This is a genomic window from Asticcacaulis machinosus, assembly GCF_028550435.1.
GTDB lineage: Bacteria > Pseudomonadota > Alphaproteobacteria > Caulobacterales > Caulobacteraceae > Asticcacaulis > Asticcacaulis machinosus.
The window spans coordinates 160298-181323 of the sequence record NZ_JAQQKV010000004.1 but is presented as its reverse complement, the minus strand read 5'-3'; the positions used below and the strand labels follow the sequence as shown (position 1 = coordinate 181323).

Here is a 21026-nt window from a genome sequence, read left to right as displayed (position 1 = left end):
TTCGCAGCGCGCCAAGATTGGCGCGCGGTTTGCTCACCGCTCCGCGGAGGCTTTGAGCGCTCGCCGGCACCCGGTCGGGTGCTGAGGTTTGATTTCACGCCGACTCCCTGCACCATTTCTGCGAAGGCAGAAATGGTTTTTTTGTTGCCGTTCAGGCGCAAAGCGCCTTGGCGGCACGTAGCCTGCGCTCCCGCTTGGTCGCTATCAGAGTTTGAGGCAACTCCCCTTCCCACTCCATTATCCGCGCCTCACCCAAATGGGCTCAGCCGTAACCTCCGGCTTTCCCCAAGCAATCCGGACATTAACTAAAAACGGTGCGACAAAGCCTTAAATCTATTGCATTATAGTCGCCGCCATAAGGCGCGGCGGACTTAGAGCGAATTTCGATCAAATTAGCTCTAAGTTTTTATTTAGTCGCTCTTTCTAATCCCTCAGATGATCACATTTGAGGGGAAAACGCTCTAAGACTGCGTGCGGATACCTGATGAACGCTTCAACCCTCTATACCGACCCTCAAAAAGCCAGCCAGAAAGCCAGCATGAGGGCAGCCCTTCTGTTCGGACGCTGGTGGACGATTACGGCCCTGATTGCCTCGCTGGCCCTGCTGATGACGGCCCATGCCTTTCAGAAATTCGGCGGACTTGATCCGTGCCATCTGTGTCTTAAGCAGCGTGACATCTATTGGATCGCGGTGGTGGTCTCACTGATCGCCAGCGTCTGGGCGCTGTTTACCGGCGCCAAAGGGCCGCCGCGGGTGTTTGCCTTTGTGTTGTTTGCCATCTTCGCCACCGGCGCGGCTCTGGCCCTGTTTCACGCCGGGGTCGAACTGAAATGGTGGCCGGGCCCCGAAACCTGCACCGGCGGCGGTGATGATATCAGCATCGATTCTATGGCCGCTCTGCTATCGGGCGCGCCGATCACCATCCCGCAATGCGATGTGATCGCCTGGAAAATGTGGGGCCTGAGCATGGCCGGATGGAATGCGATCATTTCCGCTATTCTGGCGGTATTGAGCTTTATCGCTTCCTTAAGACTAAAATACTTCTTCCGCCGCCCTAAAAACCTGACAAAATAGGCTTTTTGTTTAGCCAGCGGGAAACCTGCCATGAGTGACGATATTCTGGTCGAAGAAATCCCCGAAGCGGCCACGCCCACGCCGTCAGGTGTGCCACCCCGTCCGGGTAAGGGCGCTGTGCGCCACAGGCTGGCTGAAATCCTGCGCGTCGATCATGCCGGTGAACTGGCCGCCGTTCACATCTACCGCGCCCAGAGCATGGTCTTTTCCGCCACACCGGAACGGGCCTTAAGCCAAGACCTCAAGCGCATGGAGTTTGAAGAACAGGTGCATCTGGATCGCTTCAACACCCTGATGCGCGAACACGACGTCCGCCCAACGGTTATGACGCCGGTATGGCGGCTGGCGGCGATGGGACTTGGGGTTGGCACCGCGCTGCTGGGCCCAAAGGCGGCCCACGCCTGCACCGAAGCGGTCGAAAGCGTTATTGAGCAGCACTATGCCGAACAGATCGAGGATCTGAAAGACCGCGAGCCCGATCTTGCCGCCGAGCTGACCAAGTTCCGCGACGACGAGATCGGCCATAAGGATCATGCGATCAGTGCCGGCGCCCATCAAGCCCCCGCCTACCCGCTGCTGTCGGCCGTGGTACAGGCGGGCTGCCGGCTGGCCATCAAGATCAGCGAAAAAATATGACCATTGATCCCGATAAGGTGCGTGCGTTTAGCCTGCGCCACCTGCACGGTAAGACACCTGAGCTGTCATTCGGTGACCGCATGGCCGACAAAATCGCCGCCATCGTCGGGTCATGGCGGTTTATCATTATTCAGTCGGTGCTGCTGTTTGGCTGGATCGTGGTCAATGTTTTTGCCTGGATCAAGGCATGGGACCCGTACCCGTTTATCCTGCTCAATCTGGCCCTGTCATTTCAGGCGGCATTTACCGCGCCGATCCTGATGATGTCGCAGAACCGCCAGTCTGATATTGACCGCGGCAAGGCGAAACTGGATTACGACGTCAACCTGAAAGCCGAACTGGATATCGAAGCCCTGCACCAGAAGATTGACCTGATGCGCGAGGACGACATCAACCGCCTGATCAAGCTGGTTGAATCCTTACAGACGCAACGCAACGCCCGCGTGGCGCAAGAGACAACAAAACCCGACTAATCAGATATTCATGAATTCCAGGCTGTGACGCAGTTTTTCGATAATGGTTTCGCGCACATCATCATCAAGATCGCCCAGTTCAAGCTGAACGTCACCATTGGCTGCGGCCTGCACCGTTACCGGCTCTCCCTGAAAGGTAAAGCGGGTCACTTTCGGGCCAAACAGGCGTTCACGGCGGGTCTCCAACCTGACCTTGAGAGCCGATTGTAACGCACTGTCAAACTCATCACGCTTAACCGCCCTGTAACCTTCGGCTGCCCGTTCCCCCGACAACGCAAAGTGCAGAACGCCGAATTTACGGCGATCCAGCTCAAACCGAATGGGCATATTTTATGCCTCCAGCAAAGTGTCCCAATACAGGTAATCTACCCAACTTTCGTGAAGATAGTGAGGCGGAAAACGACGCCCCAGCTCCTGTAGCTGATACATTGTTGGCCGGTGTGGGTTTTTTGTCGGCATCATACGTGCTTGCTGGGGAGTTTTTCCCCCTTTGCGCAAGTTGCACGGGGCGCAGGCCGTCAGGATGTTCTGCCAGGTCGACTTTCCGCCCTGGGATACCGGCACCACGTGGTCAAAGGTAAGGTCATGCCGCGCACCGCAATACTGGCACGAGAACTTATCGCGCAGGAACACATTATAGCGTGTAAAGGCCGGCGGGCGGTTCTGATCGATATAGGATTTAAGGGCAATGACGCTGGGCAGGCGCATCGACATGGAGGGCGAGCGGATTTCGAGGTCATAGGTCGACACGACATCGACGCGGCCTTCGTAAACCGCCTTGACGACTTCCTGCCACGGACGAGTCGATAAGGGATAATAGCTCAACGGCCGGAAATCGGAATTGAGCACAAGGGCGCGCCAGTCCGATGGGGGGCTTTTTAAAATATTCATCGCCGCCTCCTTCGCATCGCGTAAGGGGTCAGGGCGGGTAAGCGACAAGGTTCGGGGAAGACGCGGCCTCCTTATGTGTCGTCAGTGGTTATCCACACCGATATTAAGAACCTGATTCATCGAAAAAGAAACAGTGAATTTTATGCGACAGCAGCTTGCGGCTGTTTGGAGTTTTTAGAACCCTGACCATCCGAAACACAGGACATAAGAAAATCACCAACTACCGTGGCCGTCGCTCTCTCACTAACCTGTGTTTTCCAGTAGCTAAGTGCCGCTTGAGATCTGGTCTGCATCTCCTTCTCGCTGGCCAGCAAGCGCGCAATGAGTTGCGGCACCTCAGACCAATCCCTAATGACAATTCCCGGGTGATTCCTATAAAACCAAGTGTCCGGCAAAGGCTCACATATTATGACGCATCCAGCTTTGCATGCCTCATAAAAGCGATAGGTTTCATAACACGAGCCACGCGGCACCAGCGCGATTTTAGTGTCCGCCATGACGGAAGCATAGTCATGGTGATTATCAACGCTGCTTTGGAAACTGGCGGTCGTGTGTGTATGGCCTTTAAATGCGTCGGGCATTGTTTCGAGCATGTCCATCATACGTCGCCGGGATAAGGTTTTGGAATCATTCTGAAGCCGATGAAGCAAACCGCCTCTATAGGTTTCATCAGACACGCTGCCCATGAATCCATAGTTGATCTGACGTTCAGAGATGGACTTAACTTTAGGGTCAAACGCCTGAAATAAACCCAGCGGCACTTGCAATGTCCGCTCATCGCCCGCATTCAGCCCTTTTAAGCCAGCCCCTTTAAGGGCGACTAAACGCATTTTTACGCACAACACCATCTTATAGAAATATTGTTTAAGGGCGGCCACGGATTGCCGCCCACAGGGCAATCCGTCAAGATAAACCGGCCATTGGCCATAGCTGCGAAAAACATATCCAACATCTTTGAAATAGGCGTAGTGCTGATAATGCTCATCGCCGGTGATGACCAGAACGACATCCCTGCCATAACGCGGCAGAGCTTTGGGAGTGCTGTAGGATATATATACCGTAAGGCCTTGAAGCTTCCCCTCCACCTCAATGTGGCGGAATACGTCCAGATAAAAATCGCGCCCCCACCCGTATTTTCGGGGATTGAATATATCGACCTCCTCATGAGACACATCAAGCACGACATAACGATTACGCGAATTCATTGACAGGCTTTCAAACCGAAGGTTGATTCTAAATTGCACTATATTACCCGCTTTGCCCCCTCGCCCACCGGATATCTGCATCCCGGCCATGCGTTTAGTGCACTTAACGCCTATGACGCCGCCAAATTCCACACCGGCACATTCATCCTGCGCATAGAAGATATCGACCACACCCGCTGTCGTTCCGAATATGAGCAGGCGATCTATGATGACCTGCGCTGGCTGGGGATTGACTGGCCAGAGCCGGTTTTGCGCCAGAGCGAACACATGGCCGATTATCAGGCGGCGCTGGAACGCCTGAAAGGCATGGGGCTGGTTTACCCGTGTTATAAAACGCGCAAGGAACTGATGCTGGAGGCCTTAAGCGCGCCTCAGGACACACCTGTCCTGCCGCCTGCCGATACGCCGTTGGACCGTGAACCGGCATGGCGGCTGGCCGTGACGGAGGCCCGCGACTATCTGGGGTCGCGTTGGGATGAGCTAGGGTTTGAAGAACAGGGCCACGGCCCGAAAGGTGAGCATGGCTGGCAAATTGCCGATCCGTTTATCAATGGCGATGTCGTGCTGGCGCGCAAGGATGTCGGCATCGCCTATCATCTGGCGGTCGTGGTCGATGATGCCCGTCAGGGGATCACCCATATCCACCGCGGCCATGATCTGCTTGAGGCTACTCACACTCAGGTTTTGCTACAGGCCCTGCTGGGATTGCCAACCCCGCAGTATCATCACCATGCCCTGTTACTTGATGATACCGGTCAGCGCCTGGCCAAGCGCAAGGGCTCGAAATCCATTCGCGACCTGCGCTCAGGCGGGATGAGTCCGGCAGACATTAAAGCCCTAATTGTGGGGACGGCCAAAGCATAAAAAAACGCAGGCCCCGGTCTGGAGCCCGCGTTTTCCAAAACTATAGATCGACTCTGCTTACAGCAGCTTCAGATCAACCGCCGCCGTCTTGCCACGCTCGGATTGCAGCTCATAAGCGATCTTTTGGCCATCAGCCAGACCTTGCAGGCCGGCGCGCTGAACGGCCGAAATGTGCACGAACACATCCGAACCGCCGTTTGACGGTTGAATGAAGCCGAAGCCTTTCGTTGAGTTAAACCACTTGACTGTACCTTCAGCCATGATGCTCTCCTTATCTAAAACGAGCTGTTATCGAGGTGGGAAGCGCACTTCCCGTAGACAATCGCATATCTCGGTAGCAGTTAGTTTGAGATCTGGAGACACGCCTTTGAAAAGGAACATATCACCGGAGCCCTTGGTATCGGCAGCCAGACTAACGAATTGTGCGCATATTAAGACAGCGGTTTTTTAGGCGGTCAAATAAAAACACGGTAAAATGCGTGCTGCGCTCATAAAAAACCCGTGAGATTCAATATAACGAAGTTATTTTCGGTCATTTGGCGTTAAAAATTCCCCTGATACCCCTTATACCCTTCCGCTCGATACGGTAGGGATGAGGATCTGCCGGACCATCCGCCCTCTTCTGAGACCTGTTCAATGCGCGCCTCCCACCTTAGACGACTGTTTCTGAAACGGGTTTTATCGCTGCCGCCCGCCGTTCTGCGCTTTCTGGCAGGTGGCGGGGTTGTGCATGTCGAAGGGCGAACGCTGGATGCGCAGATTCAGTTTCTGGCGCGCACCTATCTGGGGCGTCAAAGCCAGACACCACTGTCTGTGAGCGGGATATCGCTGGAAGCGGCCCGCGAAGACTGGTGTGAAACCGCGGCCCATTTGACAGCACCTCTTGATGGGCGCGTGCGCATTGAGCCTGTGGGGCAAACGGGGTTGGGCGACAACGGCCATCTGTCCGCCCCCATTCGTGGATTGCTTATACGCCCGCTGACCATAGCCCCCGATGCACCGTTGATTGTCTTTTTTCATGACGGCGGCGGGGTGTTAGGCGGGGCTGAGTTGTCAAAAAGCTTTGCCACAGTACTGGCAACAGAAACCAAAAGCCCGGTCTATTTACCCGACTACCGGCTGGCGCCCGAACACCGCTTTCCAGCCGCGTTAGAGGATGCTCAGGCGGCCTATGACTGGGCGGTGGCCAATGCGGCATCCTTGGGGGTGATGACGGGTGCGGTCGCGGTGGGTGGACAATCGATTGGCGCGTCCCTGGCGACGCGGCTATGCCTTGACCTCAAGCGTGAGTTCAAGCCCCTGCCGGTCGCTCAACTGTTGATTTCACCCTTGCTTGATCTGGCGGATGATATGATGGCCGCCTCGGCCTATGCGAAAAGCTGGCCGGTGTCGGCGGCAGATATCGCCGCAATGATTGATCACTACGGCGGCGCCGGCATCGATCTTACCGCCCCGCAGATATCACCGTTGAGAGAAACTGTGGTGGTAGGGCAACCCAAGGCCCTGATCGTGGCCGGTGGCCTTGATCCCATCGCCCATCAGGCCGAGGCGTGGACACGCCGTCTGATGGAGACCCGCACCAAGGTCATTTATCGTCGTTACGACACCCTGCCACACGGATTTCCGCTGTTTACCGATGTCGTCGATGAGGCCCGCAGCGCCGCCTTAGATATTGCGCAGAACTGGCTGAAGCTGCTGGCTTAAAGATTAACGCCCTAATCCTTCTCCCTGTTTGACGGGGAGAAGGTGGGCTGTCACTTGAGACAGGCCGGATGAGGGGCAAACCCATATGCAGCGCGTTTGATCCGCTGGCAGGCCCCTCACCCTACCCTCTCCCCGCACGCGGAGAGAGGGAGGCTCTGCATATCTTTTCAGGTTTTTGCGGAGCCTACCGCCTGTAAAATATGGGTGAAACCATCCGCTTTCAACCGCTTGACCAGATCACGCTTGATGAGGTCGATCAGGCCCGGCCCTTCATAGACCAGTGCCGAATAAAGCTGCACCAGCGAGGCCCCGGCCCGGATCTTGGCATAGGCCCGCTCACCCGAATTGATGCCGCCCGCCCCGATCAGCAGCAGCTTGCCACCCGATGCGTTGTACGCCACCCGCAGAGCCTTGGTTGACAGATCAAACAGCGGCTCCCCCGACAGGCCGCCACTTTCCGCCGCGTGCACCGATTTCAGCGTGTCCGGCCGTTCAAGCGTCGTGTTGGAGATAATCAGACCATCCAGTTTATGATCGATGGTGCTTTCGACCGTATCGACGATTTCAGCTTCATCCAGATCCGGCGCGATCTTAAGAAAGACCGGATAGTTATTACCCGTAACGCTTTTCAGATCATGGCGCGCCTCAGAGATACGCGCCAACAACTCATCCAGATGCCCGCGTCCCTGCAAAGCCCGCAAGCCCGGCGTGTTGGGCGAGGATATGTTGACCGTAAAATAGGAACTCAGGCCCCACAGGGTTTTTAGTCCCGTCACATAATCAGCCATGCGATCAGCCGCGTCCTTATTGGCGCCGATATTGGCCCCGATCACGGCATGGTTTGGCCGTCCGGCATAGCGGCTCAGGTGGCCGGAAAACACCTCAAGCCCCTTATTGTTAAAGCCCATGCGGTTGATGACAGCTTCATCTTCCTTGAGGCGAAACAGGCGCGGCCGGGGGTTTCCGGCCTGCGGCAGAGGCGTCACCGTGCCGCATTCCACAAAGCCAAAACCGGCGCGGATCATGGCCAGAGGCACGTCAGCGTTTTTATCGAAACCCGCGGCCAGCCCGACGCAATTGCCGAGCTTAAGCGCCCCGCCCTCATAGGGAATGGTCACGCTCAGTTCCGGCGGATTATAATCCGAAGACGGCCCGATGCCGGTCAGGCTGCCCAGTTTCAGCAGGTGCAGGGTCGCAATATGGGCATCTTCGCCATCCAGGCCATGCAGGGCCCTGACAACGGGTTTAAAAAAATCCATCAGGCCGGTTCCTCATCGGCACCGATCAGGTCTTTAGGTTTATAAAGGCCGTCATAGGTCGGACGCCCGGCCACATCGACTTCGAATACGGTCGCGGTCGCGGTCGGGTAACTGCTGCGGATGCGGTCCGTGACCTCTGGCCCCGCCGCCCCTTCATAGAGATATTCCGCCACCAGATACTGCACGCCCGGATTATGGGCAATGATCAGCAGGCACTGACCGCGATCCTCATGAGCTTCAATAAACTGACGCAGTTTGTTGGAATCGGCATTATAAAGCGCGTCACTGATCTCGGCCTCAATCCCGCCAAATACGGCGGCCACCTGCTGATAGGTCTGCAGCGTGCGGTGGGCCGACGACACCAGTGCAAAATCAGGCTTTAGCCCGTAATCTTTGAGAGCCAGCGCCACCGCCGCCGCTTCACGCAAACCCCGCGGAGCCAGATCGCGATCAAAGTCTTCGCCGCTGTCGGCGTCTTTTTCCGCCTTACCGTGGCGCATGATGATCAGATGTTTCATGACAGGTGGTATGGCCCAAAATCTGCGGCTGTAAAAGCTAAAAAATCAGACTTTTTCGGCCTCACGCGCCGTCGGTACGGGCTTAGCGCCCAACACATCGCGGATATCGCTTAAGATCGATTTGTCAGTGGCTTTCTGGGTCAGGGCCACAAACGGCCGCCGGCCGGCCTCCATCAGGATCAGCCCGCCATTCATCGGAAGGATGTTCGGCACGATCATTTCGATCGTCTTAGCCCAGCGCGTCAGGGCCCGCCACGGCGGGGTATAAAGCGCATAAGACCAGGCCAACGGTTCAAGCTCGGCATCACGGATGGCGGTTTCAAGCTGCATCCGGCTATAGGGCAAGCCATGACCAAATGGTGTTTTTTCGGCATGGGCCCAGAATCCACCGCGCGCCGCCACGGCAATGATCAGACGGCCATTGGGCGATAACAGGCGCGACGCCTCAAGCAACAGTCGCTCAGGGTTTTGGGCTTCCTCAAGGGCGTGGATCAGCAGTATCCGGTCGAACAGGCCGCCAGAGAACGGCAGGGCCTGCTCATCGACCAGCACAGACCTGACCCGCAGATCTTCGGGCCAGATTTCCGCCCCCTGCGCCGCCGGCATGGCCGCCAGCACCCTGCGAGCCTTGGCAAGGGGGGCCAGATACGGTGTCGCATACCCCAAACCCAGCACATCCAGACCGGTCACATCATCCCACGCCTCAATCAGCTTATCGCTGACCATCTGGCGAGCCATCATCCCTTCGGGCGTGGTATAAAACCGGTTTAGCTCTTCGACCGAACGGCGCACGGGTTACGCAAATCCTCATAGGAATATTCTTTTCAGGGGAATATGTTAGCAGGAAATACCGCCAACATACAACCGCCCCCACCATTACACATGGCCATTCTTTGGGCCATTCTTTGGGCCATTCTTTGGGCCATTCTTTGACAATGCCAATGGCCATCCTTACATATTAAGACATGGCCCTTGATATTCGTGTCTTCCCCTGCCTTCAGGACAATTACGCCTTTCTGGTACGTGATGAACGCAGCGGACAGGTCGCGACCATAGATACGCCCGACGCGGAGGTGATTGCGGGTTCCGTAGAGAGTCTGGGCTGGGGACGGCTTGACTACATTTTCAATACCCACTGGCATCCCGATCACACGAACGGCAATCAGGCCCTGAAAGACCGTTTCGGCTGCACCATTATCGGGCCGCAGGAAGTGACCCGCATAGCCCCGCTCGATCAGCTTATAAACCCCGGTGATGAGGTTTATCTGGGGGAAACGCGTTTTGAGATCATGGACTTGAGCGGGCATACGGCCGGACAGATTGGCTATATCAACCGCGACCTCAAAGTCGCCTTTGTCGGTGACTGCCTGTTTGTGCTGGGCTGCGGACGGCTGCGGGAAGGCACACCGGCGGACATGTGGATGAGCCTGACGCGCCTGATGACCCTGCCCGAAGACACCCTGATCTACAGCGCCCATGAATATGCCCTTGATAACCTCAGGTTTGCCCAAAGCGTTGGATCGCATGAAGCCCTCAAGCCACGCGCCGAACAGTTGCACGATTTGAGGGCCCGCGGCCTGCCGACGGTGCCGTCACGGTTGTCAGATGAACGCGCCACCAATCCGTTCCTGAAATTCCCGCTGATGCAAAGCGGGTTTGAGGCCCAGGCCAGAGCCTTTGGCGATCTGCGGCTTCAAAAGGATCAGTTTCGTTAAAGCTTTTTTGAGAATGCGTAGCGAAATTGCCGCAGCCACACCTTAATCACGCCATATTTATGCCGTTAGGTTAGCTTCGCGCCACGGTTTCGATTGCAACCATGACGAAAATAGAGCATAAAGCCTTTTAGTATCCTGCGTATATTATGATAACGATTCTGGCTGTTTCGCTGGCCTGAAAGTCTTAACCCTTTTTCATCGCGCAGATCCCATGTCATCGTTTTTTGACATCGTTATTTCCTTTGTCGCCGCCCTGATTGCGGCGGCCTTCGCCCATTTTGGCGCCTCGGAAATGCCGACATCACGTGCAACTCCGTCATCTGTTCCCGAAGCCTCTGCCCCTCAGGATGCACCCGCCCGGTCGGCACCGTCCGCCGCCCCCGCGCAACCGGCTATGACGCCCGTGTCAGCCCCGCAACCGCCCGAGCCACCGCGATTTGATAACAGCGCTGAGATGGCTGCCATTGAGGCTGAGCATATGGCGGCAGCGGCGGCACATGAGGCGCAGATGCGTGCGCATGAAGCCGAGATGCGGGCCTTTGACGCGATGCTTCAGGCAACCCGTAAGGCGGTATCTGAGGCCGACATCCGCTCACACCTGTCGTTTCAATCTGACGGCAAAACAATCAGCGGACTGACTCAGAGCGAACAGGCGGCGCTGAATGCGGCGGTCGCCAGTCATATTGAGGTGATGGTCAGCGCATCGATCGCGGATGGACCCGAAATCTGCACGGCACCGGAGGTATTCAGAGCCCCCGCCCTTACCGCGCAGGTAAATCCCGGAATATCCTTAAGCCTGTGAGGCTTAACCGTGGCTCCATACACTAATAATTTACAAAAAATCTTATAAACCCCTTTACCATACGCGCCGGTTGAGGATAGCGTTTCGCCTTATGGGAGAAGCCAGCCTGACACTATTGCGGGCATGGCTCAAAAGGTGCCGTTTATGAAATTCAGAAATCGTCCGCCACTTAATCTGACCGTTCCGCACGCTGATGAGCCTACGACACATAAGTCTGGGACGCACACGCTGGCAGAACCTGACGACGTGACTGAGGCGCCCCTTGTCGGGGCCCATAAAGAGGAATCGCGTCCGGACGACGGCCTCGAAGACCTTCTCATCCCGACCCCGCCCCCGCAAGCCAGTCCGCCGGTCGCGGCAAAACCCGATAAAACCTCCGAAAAAACACTGGCCAGCCGGTCGCGGGCACCGGCCTTGCGACCGCTGGATGAAACGCCTGCGCGCTCACAAAATCTGACGGTCAATTCCGGGCCGTACTGGGTGGGGGCTACCTTCGTCAGTTTGTTATGGGCGTTAGGTTTAGCGGCATTTGCGCTGGGGGCCGAGCGTGAACTGGATGCCTTTGTCACCGCACCGCTCAAGGCGATCATCCTTGTATTTATGGGACTTTTCCCCGCCGGCATGGTGTTCGCATCAGCCTTTCTGCTGCGTCAGGCCGCGATTCTGGCCAGAGAGTCCCGCCGGGCCTCGGACCTTGCCGACTCGATGGTCGGCCCTGCGGCCTCAGCCGCCAACAGCGCCAGCAAGCTGGTGGAAAATCTGCGTCATCAGGTCGATCAGACGGTGCGGGCGGTTCAGATGGCGCACCGCGACCTGACTACCCTGTCTAACCAGATGAAGTCAGAAACCGACCGCATCAACGAAGCCTCCATGACCGCCCAAGGGGCGACCCGCACTATTACCACCGCTTTAGGGGGGGAGCGTGATGCGATCTATAAGATGACTCAGGTTCTGGACGCTCAGGCGCAAGGGGTGATCGACACCGTCGATCGTCAGGCGCGTATGGTCGCCGACGCCTCAGACCTCGCCCAGACCCAGCTTCGTGAGGCCGAAGCGACCTTGGCCGCCCGTGCGGCTGACCTTGCCAGTGTCGCCGCCGATGCTCAGGCCACCGCCAGCGCGATATCGGATGACCTGAGCCGTCAGACCCTGCGGCTTGAAACAGCGGGTAACGGCGTAGTCGATCAGATTCGCACGGTCGAGGAAGGCCTGTCGCAGCAGCGCGCCGGGCTGGTATCAGCCGCCCTGTCTCTGCGCGCCGATCAGGAAGACTTCGCCCAGCATATCGAAGGCCAGCGTAACCAACTGGCTGACGCTCTGCTCATCGCCCGTCAGGCCACCGTTGACCTTGGTGAGACCTCATCACGCGGGGCCGATGTGTTGCGCGATCTGGTGGTGTCGGCTCAGGCGCACTTACAACAGACACTGGGGGCGGCTGAAAATGAGCGCACCTCCTATGAGACGCGCATTCACTCAACGCTGGCCAATATTTCGACCATGGCCGCCGATGCCCGCGATGAACTGATTGCGGAAACCCGTCAGGCGCTGGAGGCGCTTAATGTCGCCGCCGAAGATGCCCGCCGTACCGCCGATGTCGCCGCCGGGGCCGCCCAGTCACGCGTTGACCGTCTGAATGAGGCCCTGTTCGAAGCCGGTAAGAAGGCTGATGAGGCCTTTGACAGCCGCTTTGCCGCCGCCCGCCGCCTTATTGAGAACTCCGCCGATCTGATCAATGAGGCCGGTGACCGCACGGCTGAGCGGCTGGATGTCACCTTCCAGCACGCCAAATCGGCTATTACCGATGTCGCCAGCGCCATGAACACGCTCTATGCCCGTGCCGATGAACTGCCCCATGTGGCGCAGGAACGGATTGCGGAAATCCGCCAGAGCGTCGAAGACGGGCTGCTGGCCATGACCGAGTCCGCCCGCCGCGCCGCGCTTGAGACCGAAGCCGTCGATCAGAAATTCCAGGAGCGGGTGCAGCGCAACTATGAAATGTTGCAGGAAACCGTGCGCATGATGGGCATGGTCTCAGGCGCCCAAAGTCTGGCCTCGGCTCCGGCTTCGGCCTATGCGCGCAGCCAGCCTCTGCGCCCGACCGATACCGACGCCAAGAAATCCTATGGCCAGCCGGTGCGCCCGCCAGTGACATCACAGCCAATATCGCAACCAGTCACGTCACAGACAGCCCCTCAGCCCCTACCGCGTCCGGCACCGGAGGCCTTTGATCCGTTCCCAAGCCGCCCCGATCCCCGTCCCGCCCCTCGACCTGCGCCCACACCGCCGCCCGTCCGTGATACTGCGCCCGATATATTGTCGACCCCGTTTGAGGCCCCCACGCCTCCCCTGCCCGTTCAACAGCCGCCGAGACCCGCCCCGCAATCTGCCGCACGGCCGCGTCTGCGCCTGACACCGCTTGAAGAAGATGTCCCGGACAAGCCAGAAGCTGCGCCGCCCCCCGCGCCGACTCCTGCGGCCAAGCAAAGCGATGGCTGGTCGTGGCGTGATCTTCTGGGCGGCATGAATACGCATGAGGCCCGGCCTGCACCCCGATCTGGATTACGTCAGGATCCCGCGCCTGTTGATGATGAGCCAACAGCCCCCGCCGCCCCGCCGCCCTATTCCTATCAGGCAGCGCAGGAAGCTCTGGCCAATGCCACGCCCGAACTACCGGATGCCGAAGAGTTTGATAACCTTGATGACATGCTGATCAACGAAGTGTCGCGCATGGGCATTGACGCCAAGGCCATCATCACCCGTTCACGCCTTGAAGAAGCGGTCGCCGCCATCGCCACAGATGACAATGACACGGCCCGCCGGGTGATTGTGCGCGTGGCGTCTGATCCGGTGCACCGCCTGTCGCGCCGCTTAAGCTCTGACGCCGAACTGCGTGAACAGGTCAATGACTTCGTGACATTCTATGACCGCCAGATCAATGTGGCTTTGCTGACGGCTGAGCCTGAGGCGGCGCTGATGGAGGTACTGGCCAATGATACCGGCCGGGCCTATCTGCTGTTTGATGCGGCGATCAGTGATTTAAGTTAACCTCCTCCCTACGCAGTGGGGAGGTGGCAGCCCGCAGGGCTGACGGAGGGGTATAGCCGAATAAAGATACCCCTCCGCCTCGACAAGCTCGGCACCTCCCCACTGCGTAGGGAGGAGGATGGATAGGCCAGAGTGAAGTTATACCAGCATGATTGAATTTATTATCGAGGCCCAGAGCTGGCCGATCGCGGGCCGGTTTACCATCGCCCGCGGCTCCAAGACCGAAGCGCAGGTGCTCTATGTCGAACTGCATGGCAGCGATCACATCGGACGCGGCGAAAGCGTGCCCTATGCCCGCTACGGCGAAAGCATAGAGGCCTCCCTCACCGAACTGGAGGCCATCCGCCCGCAGGTCGAGACGGGGCTGACGGTTGAGGCCCTGCAATCCCTTTTGCCGGCGGGTGCCGCCCGCAATGCGCTGGATTGCGCCCTGTGGGATTTGCGCGCCAAACAAAGCGATGTGCCCGCGTTCAAAACCGCTGGTTTGCGTAGCCTGTCGCCACTGAAAACGGCCTATACCCTAAGCCTTGATAGCCCCGAAGCGATGGGCGCGCAGGCCGCCGCCAATGCGAGGCGACCGATCCTGAAGCTGAAAATCGGGGGTGCGGATGATCTGGATCGCGTTGAGGCGGTGCGGGCCAATGCCTCTAAAACCCGCCTGATCGTCGATGCCAATGAAGGCCTGACCTTTGACACCCTGCAACGGATCGCGCCCGAACTGCACAAACTGGGGGTGGTGCTGATCGAACAGCCTCTTCCCGTCGCGGACGATGAGGCATTGCGGGGCTATAAATCGCCGGTTCCGCTCTGTGCCGATGAAAGCCTGCATACCTCGGCCGATCTTGACCGGTGCGCGCGACTCTATGACTGCGTGAACATTAAGCTCGATAAGACGGGCGGCCTGACCGAAGCCTTGAAGCTCAATCAGGCCGCCCGCGACAAAGGCCTGATGGTCATGGTCGGCTGTATGGTGGCGACGTCCCTGTCTATGGCCCCCGCCATGATCGTGGCGCAAGGGGCGGATTTTGTCGATCTGGACGGGCCGCTGCTGCTGGCCAAAGACCGCGATCATGGGCTGGGGATCGTCGGCTCGATGCTGGAGCCACCCTTACCTCAGTTGTGGGGCTGACCTTTGGATACGGTACAAGACGACCGCGATCAGAAGTCCCGCCGCCGATAGCCCGGCCATCAGGGCGTAACCACCCGATCCGATCCGGTCATAGACGGCTCCGGATGCCAGTGTCCCAAGTCCCATCATTACGCCGGTCGTAAAGGCGGCATTGAGACTTTGGGCCAGGCTGCCCAGACGACGCGGCGACAGGGTCTGCACCAGTTCAAGCCCGGCCAGATATATGGCGGCAAAGCTGAAGGCATGCAGCGCCTGAATAAACCACAGTACCGACAACGGCGGCGACAGAGCCATAATGCCCCAGCGCGCCACGCTCAATACCCCCGCCAAAATCAGCATCCGCCACGGTCCGACCCTACGCCGCCAATTGAGCGTCAGGCCCATATAGGCCACTTCGGCCACCACCCCCACAGCCCACAGATAGCCGCAGATGGTGCCGCTATAGCCCTCACCTTTCCAGATGATAGTCGAAAAGCCGTAGTAGAAACTGTGGGACGCCTGAAAACAGCCCATCGCCACCACCACCCACACCAAAGTCGGATTGGCCAGCAGGGTTTTCAGCCGGGCGGCTCCGCTTTCGCGCGGGTCGGTGTCGATGGCCTCGGCATCGGGCAGATCATCCTTCGATTTCGGTTGCAGAATAAGCGCCGCCGCCGCCGAAATACCAAGCCCCGCCAGCACCACCCAGACCAGAATGATATCCGGCGCCATCAGGGTCAGCAAAAAGCCCAGCAGGATATTGGTCGCCACAAACACCGCCGAGCCGATCGCGCGCGGAAAAGTGTAGGCAAAGCCCTCCTTCGCGGCCAGTTGAAAGGTCATGGCGTCAATCAGCGGACTGACTGAGGTCGTCAGCGTATAGCCCACCGTCCACAGCACCAGAAAGCCATAGAATCGATAGTCTGCGAACGCCGGTGATGCCGCCATCAACGCGTAAAAGATCGCTCCGGCCAGAGCCAGCCATATCATCGGCGTGCGGTACAGCTTAAAATTATCCGCCCAGACGCCTATCACCGGCCCCGATGCCGCCCTAAGCAGCAACGGTACAGCCAGAATGAGCCCGATCTCAGACCCGCTTAAGCCCTGCGCCTGAAACCACAGCGGCATATAGGGCAATGACGCGCCGGTGCCGATATAGACAAAGGTGTAAAACATCGCCTGACGGGCGCGCGTCGACAGATCGGCGCGCGGCGGATGCGGGTGTTTGCGGGAAAAAGGTATTGTGATCCGTGACATTTCAGTCTTTGATAGGCCTTAAGCTTAGCTATTTCCACCGCAACTGTCGCCAACACCATTTCTTATGACCGATTCCCTCAGCCCCAGACCGGCCAAAGGCCTATATCCCGCCATAGAGCCCTATGATCAGGGCTACATGTCCGCAGGTGGCCGCCATAGGATTTATTATGAGCAGAGCGGTAACCCGGACGGCATTCCGGTCGTCGTGTTGCACGGCGGCCCCGGTGGCGGCACCAGCCCCAATCTGCGTTGCTACTTCAATCCCAAGCTTTACCGCATCATCCTGTTCGATCAGCGCGGCTGCGGGAAATCGACGCCCCACGCCTCAACCGATCCCGATCTGAGCGACAACACGACCTGGCATCTGGTGGCCGATATCGAAGCCCTGCGGCAAAAACTGGGGATTGGACAGTGGGCGGTGTTTGGCGGATCATGGGGATCGACATTGGCGCTTTCTTACGCCATCAGCCATCCAGATAAGGTGTTAAGCCTGATTTTGCGCGGCATATTTATGGTGCGCCCGAAAGAGCTGAAATGGTTCTATCAGGAAGGGGCCAGCTACCTGTTCCCCGACATCTGGGAAGATTTCATTGCCCCGATCCCGGAAGATGAGCGCCACGACCTGATGGCCGCCCACATCCGCCGCCTGAATGGCGAGGATAAGGCGCAGCAGGCGGCTTCGGCGCTGGCGTGGAGCGGCTGGGAGGGAGCAACGCTATCGATCGAAGGGCCGTCCGACACGCCGTCAAAATTCACCGATACTGACTTTGCCATCGCCTTTGCGCGCATTGAATCGTGGTATTTCCAGAACAAGGGCTTTTTCGAGCACGAGAACTGGATACTCGATCATATCGACCGTATCCGCCACGTTCCGGCATGGATCATTCAGGGCCGGTTTGATGTGGTCACCCCGATGGACAGCGCCTGGGCCCTGCATAAGGCGTGGCCAGAGGCGCGGTTTAAGCTGATCGGTAAGGCCGGACATTCGTCGTCCGATCCGGGGATACTGGAGGCGCTGGTAGCCGCCTGTGATCAGGCGGTTGAGGTGCTGGGGTAAGGCCTCAGCATTTTGCTCCTACCCTTTTTTTGCCCCTCACCCTACCCTCTCCCCGTAAACGGGGAGAGGGAAACTTTTCTTATATTTATTCACCGGCCGGAAAATCGTGAGATTTGAGGTGAGTACTAGGCGTTTAGCGCCGCAGGTACTTAAGTACCTGCCAGCGACGACAACGACGTAATCACCGGCACGGGCCGCCCCGCAAAGACCGCGATTTTCCTTTATTCGAAGCGGGCGAAGATAGAATTTTGGCGCGGCAACTCCTGATACCGGTGCACCTTGACACCCTGCACCAGCCCAAAGGCCACCATCACCGTCAGCATGACCGAGCCGCCATAAGACAGCAGCGGCATGGGCACGCCGACGACCGGCGCCAGTCCCATGACCATTGCCCCATTGATCAGCACATAGACGGCAAAAGTCGCGATCGTGCCGGCCACGGCCAGACGGCCAAAGTGACTGTGGGACAGCATGGCAATGCGCAGGGCCATGAAAATCACCAGCCCGTACAGCAGAAACACCGATGCCCCACCGACAAAGCCCAGTTCTTCGGACACTGCTGCCATGATAAAGTCGGTATGCTTTTCCGGCAGGAAGTTAAGCTGCGACTGAGAGCCCAGCCCCAGCCCTTTGCCCAGCAGACCGCCTGAGCCCATGGCGATTTTCGATTGCAGGATGTGATAGCCCGACCCTGACGGATCGGATTCGGGGTCTAAGAAAGTCGTGATGCGCTTGGCCTGATAGTCGTGCAGGACGAAGGTAAAGACAAACGGAATGGCAACGACGCCCGCACCCACCGCGGTCGCAATCGCTTTCCAGTTAAGGCCGGCCGCAATCATAACCGCCACACCGGTGATCAGGATCAGCATGGCCGTGCCCAGATCCGGCTGGTGCGCCACCAGCGTAAACGGCATCATGATCATGAAGATAGGCACCAAAAGCTTCCATGACCAGTTGGCATCCTTGGCCGAATTTTCATGGTACCAGCGGGCCAGAGCCAGCACGATGGCCAGTTTCATGAACTCCGACGGCTGAATGTCGGTAATGCCGATATCAAGCCAGCGCTGGGCCCCCATCTTGACCTTACCAAACAGCTCAACCGCGATCAGCAGCAGCAATGATGCGCCATAAATCCAGTAACTCAGACTCAGCCAGACGCTTAAGTTCACCATCGACAGACCGATCATGATCACAAAAAACAGGCCATACCGAAAAATATGGTCATAGGCCCACGGCTCCCATGACATGCCGCCGACGCTATAAAGCACCAAGCCGCCCATGCCCGCGATCAGCGACATCATCAGGCACAGCATCCAGTCGATCTGGACGAACTTATTCTGGTAGCGGTCGCGTTGTCCGGGGCGTGTCAGTGCGCTTTCAGCCATGAGAGTCCTTTACGGTTGCGGATTCGCTGGAGGCGTCGGGATGTCAATCGTATCGGGCGGCGCATCAGAGGTCAGTTCCTGATCCGGCGCATTGGCAAGGCTTGGGTCGATCGGCATGGGCTGAATGATGCGGGCCTGCATCTCAGGGTCCTTGATCAGGGCCAGCTTCATGATCTCACGCGCTTTCGGGGCCGCAAACATCGACCCGCCCATGCCGTGCTGGACGATGACGGCGATAGCGTATTTCGGGGCATCGGCGGGCGCAAAGGCCACAAACAGGCCGTGGTCACGCAATTTCCACGGGATACCTTCGTTGCGACGATTGGCAACACCTTTGTAGGATCGCACCTGCGCCGTACCGGTTTTACCCGCCATTTCGATATTGCCAAGGTTCAGGCGCGAATTGCGATAGGCGGTGCCGGTCACATCATTGGACACCGCGACCATCCCGGCCCGCACGATATCAAGATGCTCGCGCGAAAACGGCAAGTCTTTGAAATCCTTGAAGGGCACTTTCTCGACCGAGCCGATTTTCTTGACCAGATAAGGCTCGACCGCTTTTTTGCCATTAGCGATGCGGGCGATATAGGTGCACAGTTGCAGGGCTGACGTCGTCACATAGCCCTGACCAATGGCCACCGACAGGGTTTCCCCCAGATGCCATTTGGGGTCATTTTTAAACGCCGTGCGCTTATATTCACGGTCAGGAATAGTGCCTTTTTTCTGACCCGAAATTTCGAAATTTTCAAAAATATGGCCCATGCCCAGTGCACGTGCGGTGCGCGCTATGCCATCAGGCCCGGCGCCCGGACGATTACACATATGGTAAAAATAAACGTCGCACGAGTTCTTGATGGCATCATGAACATTCTGAGGGCCATGACCGCCGCGTTTGTGGCAAGCAAACGTTGTATTTCCGTAGCGATAACTGCCCGAGCAGACGACCCGCTCGGACGGATCAACGCCCGCCTGAAGCAGAGCCAGCGCGGTTGCTACCTTAAAAGTCGAGCCCGGCGCAAAGGTCGAACCGATACACTTATCCAAAAGCGGCAGACGTTCATAGTCGCGCAGCAGGCCGTAGGCCTTTGACGAAATGCCTGACACAAACAGATTGGGATCGAACGACGGTGCCGACATCATACACAGCACTTCGCCGGTGTGAATGTTCATCAACACCGCCCCACCGGAATCTTCGCCAAAGACCTCCAGCGCGCGCTGCTGGATTTCGGCATCCAGCGTCAAGGTCACATCTTCGCCGGGCGTGGCCGGACGCATACCGTCCGAGTCTTCGGCAATGATGTTGCCGGTGGCGTTGACTTCGATCTTACGCGCACCCGCGACCCCGCGCAGGTCTTTGTCAAAGGCCTTTTCAATGCCCTGCTTGCCGATACGGAAACCGGGATGCAGCAGGATGGGATCGAGCTGTTCTTCGTCACCGGCCGCTTCGGTTTCGGCCTTGAGGTCTTTGTCGGAAATCTTACCCACATAGCCGATGACGTGGGAAAACGCGCCGCCATAATGGTAAACACGCACCTCATCCATCGACACATCGACGCCCGGAATGGTCGAGGCATAGAGGTTGACCTTGGCGAAGTCTTCCCAGTTCAGATCGGTGGCGATGGCGGTCGGCGCAAAGCGCCGGCTCTGGTTGATATCACGCAGAATCGCCCGGCGGCGCAGCAGGGTCTGCGGCAGGACATAGGCGATCTGATCCAGGGTTTCGTCGATGTCCTTAACCTGCGAGCGCATCACCAGCACCGAAAAGGATGGCCGGTTACCGGCGATAACCACACCGTTGCGGTCAAGGATTTGCCCGCGCGGCGGCGGGATCAGGCGGTAGTTGAACTGATTGGCCGAAGACAGGCGCCGGTACTTACCGCCTTCGATCAGTTGAAGCTGCGCCAGTCGTCCGGTCAGGGCAAACAGGCCAAACGCCACTACCCCGCCCATCAGGAAGACGCGCCGTGAGAACACGCCCTGACGTTCGTTGACATCGCTGAAAATGATCGAGGTTTCAGCCATCTATGCCATT

20 protein-coding genes are annotated in these 21026 nt (G+C 57.9%); 10 read left to right on the top strand and 10 right to left on the bottom strand.

Going from position 1 to position 21026, the window contains the following annotated elements; all coding sequences use genetic code 11:
- Window positions 1–484 precede the first annotated feature (484 nt).
- From PQU98_RS16115 to PQU98_RS16105, 3 genes are read left to right on the top strand one after another with little or no spacing between them, the layout of a single operon-like run.
- A complete protein-coding gene (locus PQU98_RS16115; RefSeq protein ID WP_272745988.1) occupies window positions 485–1075 on the top strand; it encodes a disulfide bond formation protein B in 591 nt (196 codons plus the stop codon).
- 30 nt (window positions 1076–1105) lie between these two features.
- A complete protein-coding gene (locus PQU98_RS16110; protein ID WP_272745987.1) occupies window positions 1106–1711 on the top strand; it encodes a demethoxyubiquinone hydroxylase family protein in 606 nt (201 codons plus the stop codon).
- A complete protein-coding gene (locus tag PQU98_RS16105) occupies window positions 1708–2184 on the top strand; it encodes a DUF1003 domain-containing protein (RefSeq protein WP_272745986.1) in 477 nt (158 codons plus the stop codon). The genes PQU98_RS16110 and PQU98_RS16105 overlap by 4 nt, the downstream gene beginning before the upstream one ends.
- Here the strand turns inward: PQU98_RS16105 and PQU98_RS16100 are convergent, their stop codons facing one another.
- From PQU98_RS16100 to PQU98_RS16090, 3 genes are all read right to left on the bottom strand, one after another.
- Window positions 2185–2511, bottom strand: coding sequence for a hypothetical protein (locus PQU98_RS16100; RefSeq protein ID WP_272745985.1), 327 nt, complete (start codon window positions 2509–2511; stop codon window positions 2185–2187).
- A gap of 3 nt (window positions 2512–2514) precedes the next feature.
- Entirely contained in the window at window positions 2515–3075 is a 561-nt protein-coding gene (locus PQU98_RS16095; protein ID WP_189485811.1) for an HNH endonuclease, read from the bottom strand.
- A gap of 140 nt (window positions 3076–3215) precedes the next feature.
- Window positions 3216–4280, bottom strand: coding sequence for a glycosyltransferase family 47 protein (locus tag PQU98_RS16090; RefSeq protein ID WP_272745984.1), 1065 nt, complete (start codon window positions 4278–4280; stop codon window positions 3216–3218).
- A gap of 33 nt (window positions 4281–4313) precedes the next feature.
- On the opposite strand from PQU98_RS16090, the gene gluQRS reads away from it, so the two are divergent.
- Window positions 4314–5144, top strand: coding sequence for a tRNA glutamyl-Q(34) synthetase GluQRS (gene gluQRS, locus PQU98_RS16085; protein WP_272745983.1), 831 nt, complete (start codon window positions 4314–4316; stop codon window positions 5142–5144).
- Between the two features lie 57 nt (window positions 5145–5201).
- Here the strand turns inward: gluQRS and PQU98_RS16080 are convergent, their stop codons facing one another.
- Entirely contained in the window at window positions 5202–5405 is a 204-nt protein-coding gene (locus PQU98_RS16080; RefSeq protein WP_189485809.1) for a cold-shock protein, read from the bottom strand.
- Between the two features lie 375 nt (window positions 5406–5780).
- Between PQU98_RS16080 and PQU98_RS16075 the strand changes: the two genes are divergently transcribed.
- Window positions 5781–6848, top strand: coding sequence for an alpha/beta hydrolase (locus tag PQU98_RS16075; protein WP_272745982.1), 1068 nt, complete (start codon window positions 5781–5783; stop codon window positions 6846–6848).
- 167 nt (window positions 6849–7015) lie between these two features.
- Here PQU98_RS16075 and PQU98_RS16070 read toward each other — a convergent pair whose 3' ends face one another.
- From PQU98_RS16070 to PQU98_RS16060, 3 genes are read right to left on the bottom strand one after another with little or no spacing between them, the layout of a single operon-like run.
- Complete coding sequence (locus tag PQU98_RS16070) at window positions 7016–8107, bottom strand: quinone-dependent dihydroorotate dehydrogenase (RefSeq protein WP_272745981.1); 1092 nt, start codon at window positions 8105–8107, stop codon at window positions 7016–7018.
- Entirely contained in the window at window positions 8107–8625 is a 519-nt protein-coding gene (locus PQU98_RS16065; protein ID WP_272745980.1) for a SixA phosphatase family protein, read from the bottom strand. Before PQU98_RS16065 ends, PQU98_RS16070 begins: the two co-directional genes overlap by 1 nt.
- A gap of 45 nt (window positions 8626–8670) precedes the next feature.
- Window positions 8671–9417, bottom strand: coding sequence for a class I SAM-dependent methyltransferase (locus PQU98_RS16060; RefSeq protein ID WP_272745979.1), 747 nt, complete (start codon window positions 9415–9417; stop codon window positions 8671–8673).
- Window positions 9418–9590: 173 nt separating this feature from the next.
- Here PQU98_RS16060 and gloB point away from each other — a divergent pair, with 173 nt between their 5' ends.
- The 4 genes from gloB to dgcA all read left to right on the top strand — a co-directional run bounded on the left by gloB (window position 9591) and on the right by dgcA (window position 15316).
- Entirely contained in the window at window positions 9591–10340 is a 750-nt protein-coding gene (gene gloB / locus PQU98_RS16055; RefSeq protein ID WP_272745978.1) for a hydroxyacylglutathione hydrolase, read from the top strand.
- A gap of 211 nt (window positions 10341–10551) precedes the next feature.
- Window positions 10552–11142: a hypothetical protein gene (locus PQU98_RS16050; protein WP_272745977.1), complete on the top strand. Its 591-nt coding sequence runs from the start codon at window positions 10552–10554 to the stop codon at window positions 11140–11142.
- 144 nt (window positions 11143–11286) lie between these two features.
- Window positions 11287–14187 (top strand): tipN, encoded by a 2901-nt coding sequence (locus PQU98_RS16045; protein WP_272745976.1) that lies wholly within the window; start codon window positions 11287–11289, stop codon window positions 14185–14187.
- Window positions 14188–14335: 148 nt separating this feature from the next.
- Window positions 14336–15316, top strand: coding sequence for an N-acetyl-D-Glu racemase DgcA (gene dgcA, locus PQU98_RS16040; RefSeq protein ID WP_272745975.1), 981 nt, complete (start codon window positions 14336–14338; stop codon window positions 15314–15316).
- On the opposite strand, the gene PQU98_RS16035 is transcribed toward dgcA, so the two are convergent.
- Entirely contained in the window at window positions 15296–16552 is a 1257-nt protein-coding gene (locus PQU98_RS16035) for an MFS transporter (protein ID WP_272745974.1), read from the bottom strand. The two genes, dgcA and PQU98_RS16035, sit on opposite strands and share 21 nt — an antisense overlap.
- Window positions 16553–16616: 64 nt before the next feature.
- On the opposite strand from PQU98_RS16035, the gene pip reads away from it, so the two are divergent.
- Window positions 16617–17609 carry a prolyl aminopeptidase gene (pip, locus tag PQU98_RS16030; RefSeq protein WP_272745973.1) on the top strand — a complete coding sequence of 331 codons (993 nt, stop codon included), beginning with the start codon at window positions 16617–16619 and terminating at the stop codon, window positions 17607–17609.
- Between the two features lie 221 nt (window positions 17610–17830).
- Here the strand turns inward: pip and rodA are convergent, their stop codons facing one another.
- Both rodA and mrdA read right to left on the bottom strand, forming a co-directional pair.
- The gene (gene rodA, locus PQU98_RS16025; protein WP_272745972.1) at window positions 17831–18994 is read right to left on the bottom strand and encodes a rod shape-determining protein RodA; all 1164 of its coding nucleotides are present in this window, start codon (window positions 18992–18994) and stop codon (window positions 17831–17833) included.
- Window positions 18995–19003: 9 nt separating this feature from the next.
- Window positions 19004–21016, bottom strand: a complete 2013-nt coding sequence (gene mrdA, locus PQU98_RS16020; protein WP_272745971.1) for a penicillin-binding protein 2 — start codon at window positions 21014–21016, stop codon at window positions 19004–19006.
- Window positions 21017–21026: the final 10 nt, after the last annotated feature.

Excerpts from the sequence above, each read along its gene's own strand:
- PQU98_RS16115 (WP_272745988.1), top strand. The coding sequence starts at position 485 with ATGAACGCTTCAACCCTCTATACCGACCCTCAAAAAGCCAGCCAGAAA.
- PQU98_RS16110 (WP_272745987.1), top strand. The coding sequence starts at position 1,106 with ATGAGTGACGATATTCTGGTCGAAGAAATCCCCGAAGCGGCCACGCCC.
- PQU98_RS16105 (WP_272745986.1), top strand. The coding sequence starts at position 1,708 with ATGACCATTGATCCCGATAAGGTGCGTGCGTTTAGCCTGCGCCACCTG.
- PQU98_RS16100 (WP_272745985.1), bottom strand. The coding sequence starts at position 2,511 with ATGCCCATTCGGTTTGAGCTGGATCGCCGTAAATTCGGCGTTCTGCAC.
- PQU98_RS16095 (WP_189485811.1), bottom strand. The coding sequence starts at position 3,075 with ATGAATATTTTAAAAAGCCCCCCATCGGACTGGCGCGCCCTTGTGCTC.
- PQU98_RS16090 (WP_272745984.1), bottom strand. The coding sequence starts at position 4,280 with ATGAATTCGCGTAATCGTTATGTCGTGCTTGATGTGTCTCATGAGGAG.
- PQU98_RS16080 (WP_189485809.1), bottom strand. The coding sequence starts at position 5,405 with ATGGCTGAAGGTACAGTCAAGTGGTTTAACTCAACGAAAGGCTTCGGC.
- PQU98_RS16075 (WP_272745982.1), top strand. The coding sequence starts at position 5,781 with ATGCGCGCCTCCCACCTTAGACGACTGTTTCTGAAACGGGTTTTATCG.
- PQU98_RS16070 (WP_272745981.1), bottom strand. The coding sequence starts at position 8,107 with ATGGATTTTTTTAAACCCGTTGTCAGGGCCCTGCATGGCCTGGATGGC.
- PQU98_RS16065 (WP_272745980.1), bottom strand. The coding sequence starts at position 8,625 with ATGAAACATCTGATCATCATGCGCCACGGTAAGGCGGAAAAAGACGCC.
- gloB (WP_272745978.1), top strand. The coding sequence starts at position 9,591 with ATGGCCCTTGATATTCGTGTCTTCCCCTGCCTTCAGGACAATTACGCC.
- PQU98_RS16050 (WP_272745977.1), top strand. The coding sequence starts at position 10,552 with ATGTCATCGTTTTTTGACATCGTTATTTCCTTTGTCGCCGCCCTGATT.
- PQU98_RS16045 (WP_272745976.1), top strand. The coding sequence starts at position 11,287 with ATGAAATTCAGAAATCGTCCGCCACTTAATCTGACCGTTCCGCACGCT.
- dgcA (WP_272745975.1), top strand. The coding sequence starts at position 14,336 with ATGATTGAATTTATTATCGAGGCCCAGAGCTGGCCGATCGCGGGCCGG.
- PQU98_RS16035 (WP_272745974.1), bottom strand. The coding sequence starts at position 16,552 with ATGTCACGGATCACAATACCTTTTTCCCGCAAACACCCGCATCCGCCG.
- pip (WP_272745973.1), top strand. The coding sequence starts at position 16,617 with ATGACCGATTCCCTCAGCCCCAGACCGGCCAAAGGCCTATATCCCGCC.
- rodA (WP_272745972.1), bottom strand. The coding sequence starts at position 18,994 with ATGGCTGAAAGCGCACTGACACGCCCCGGACAACGCGACCGCTACCAG.
- mrdA (WP_272745971.1), bottom strand. The coding sequence starts at position 21,016 with ATGGCTGAAACCTCGATCATTTTCAGCGATGTCAACGAACGTCAGGGC.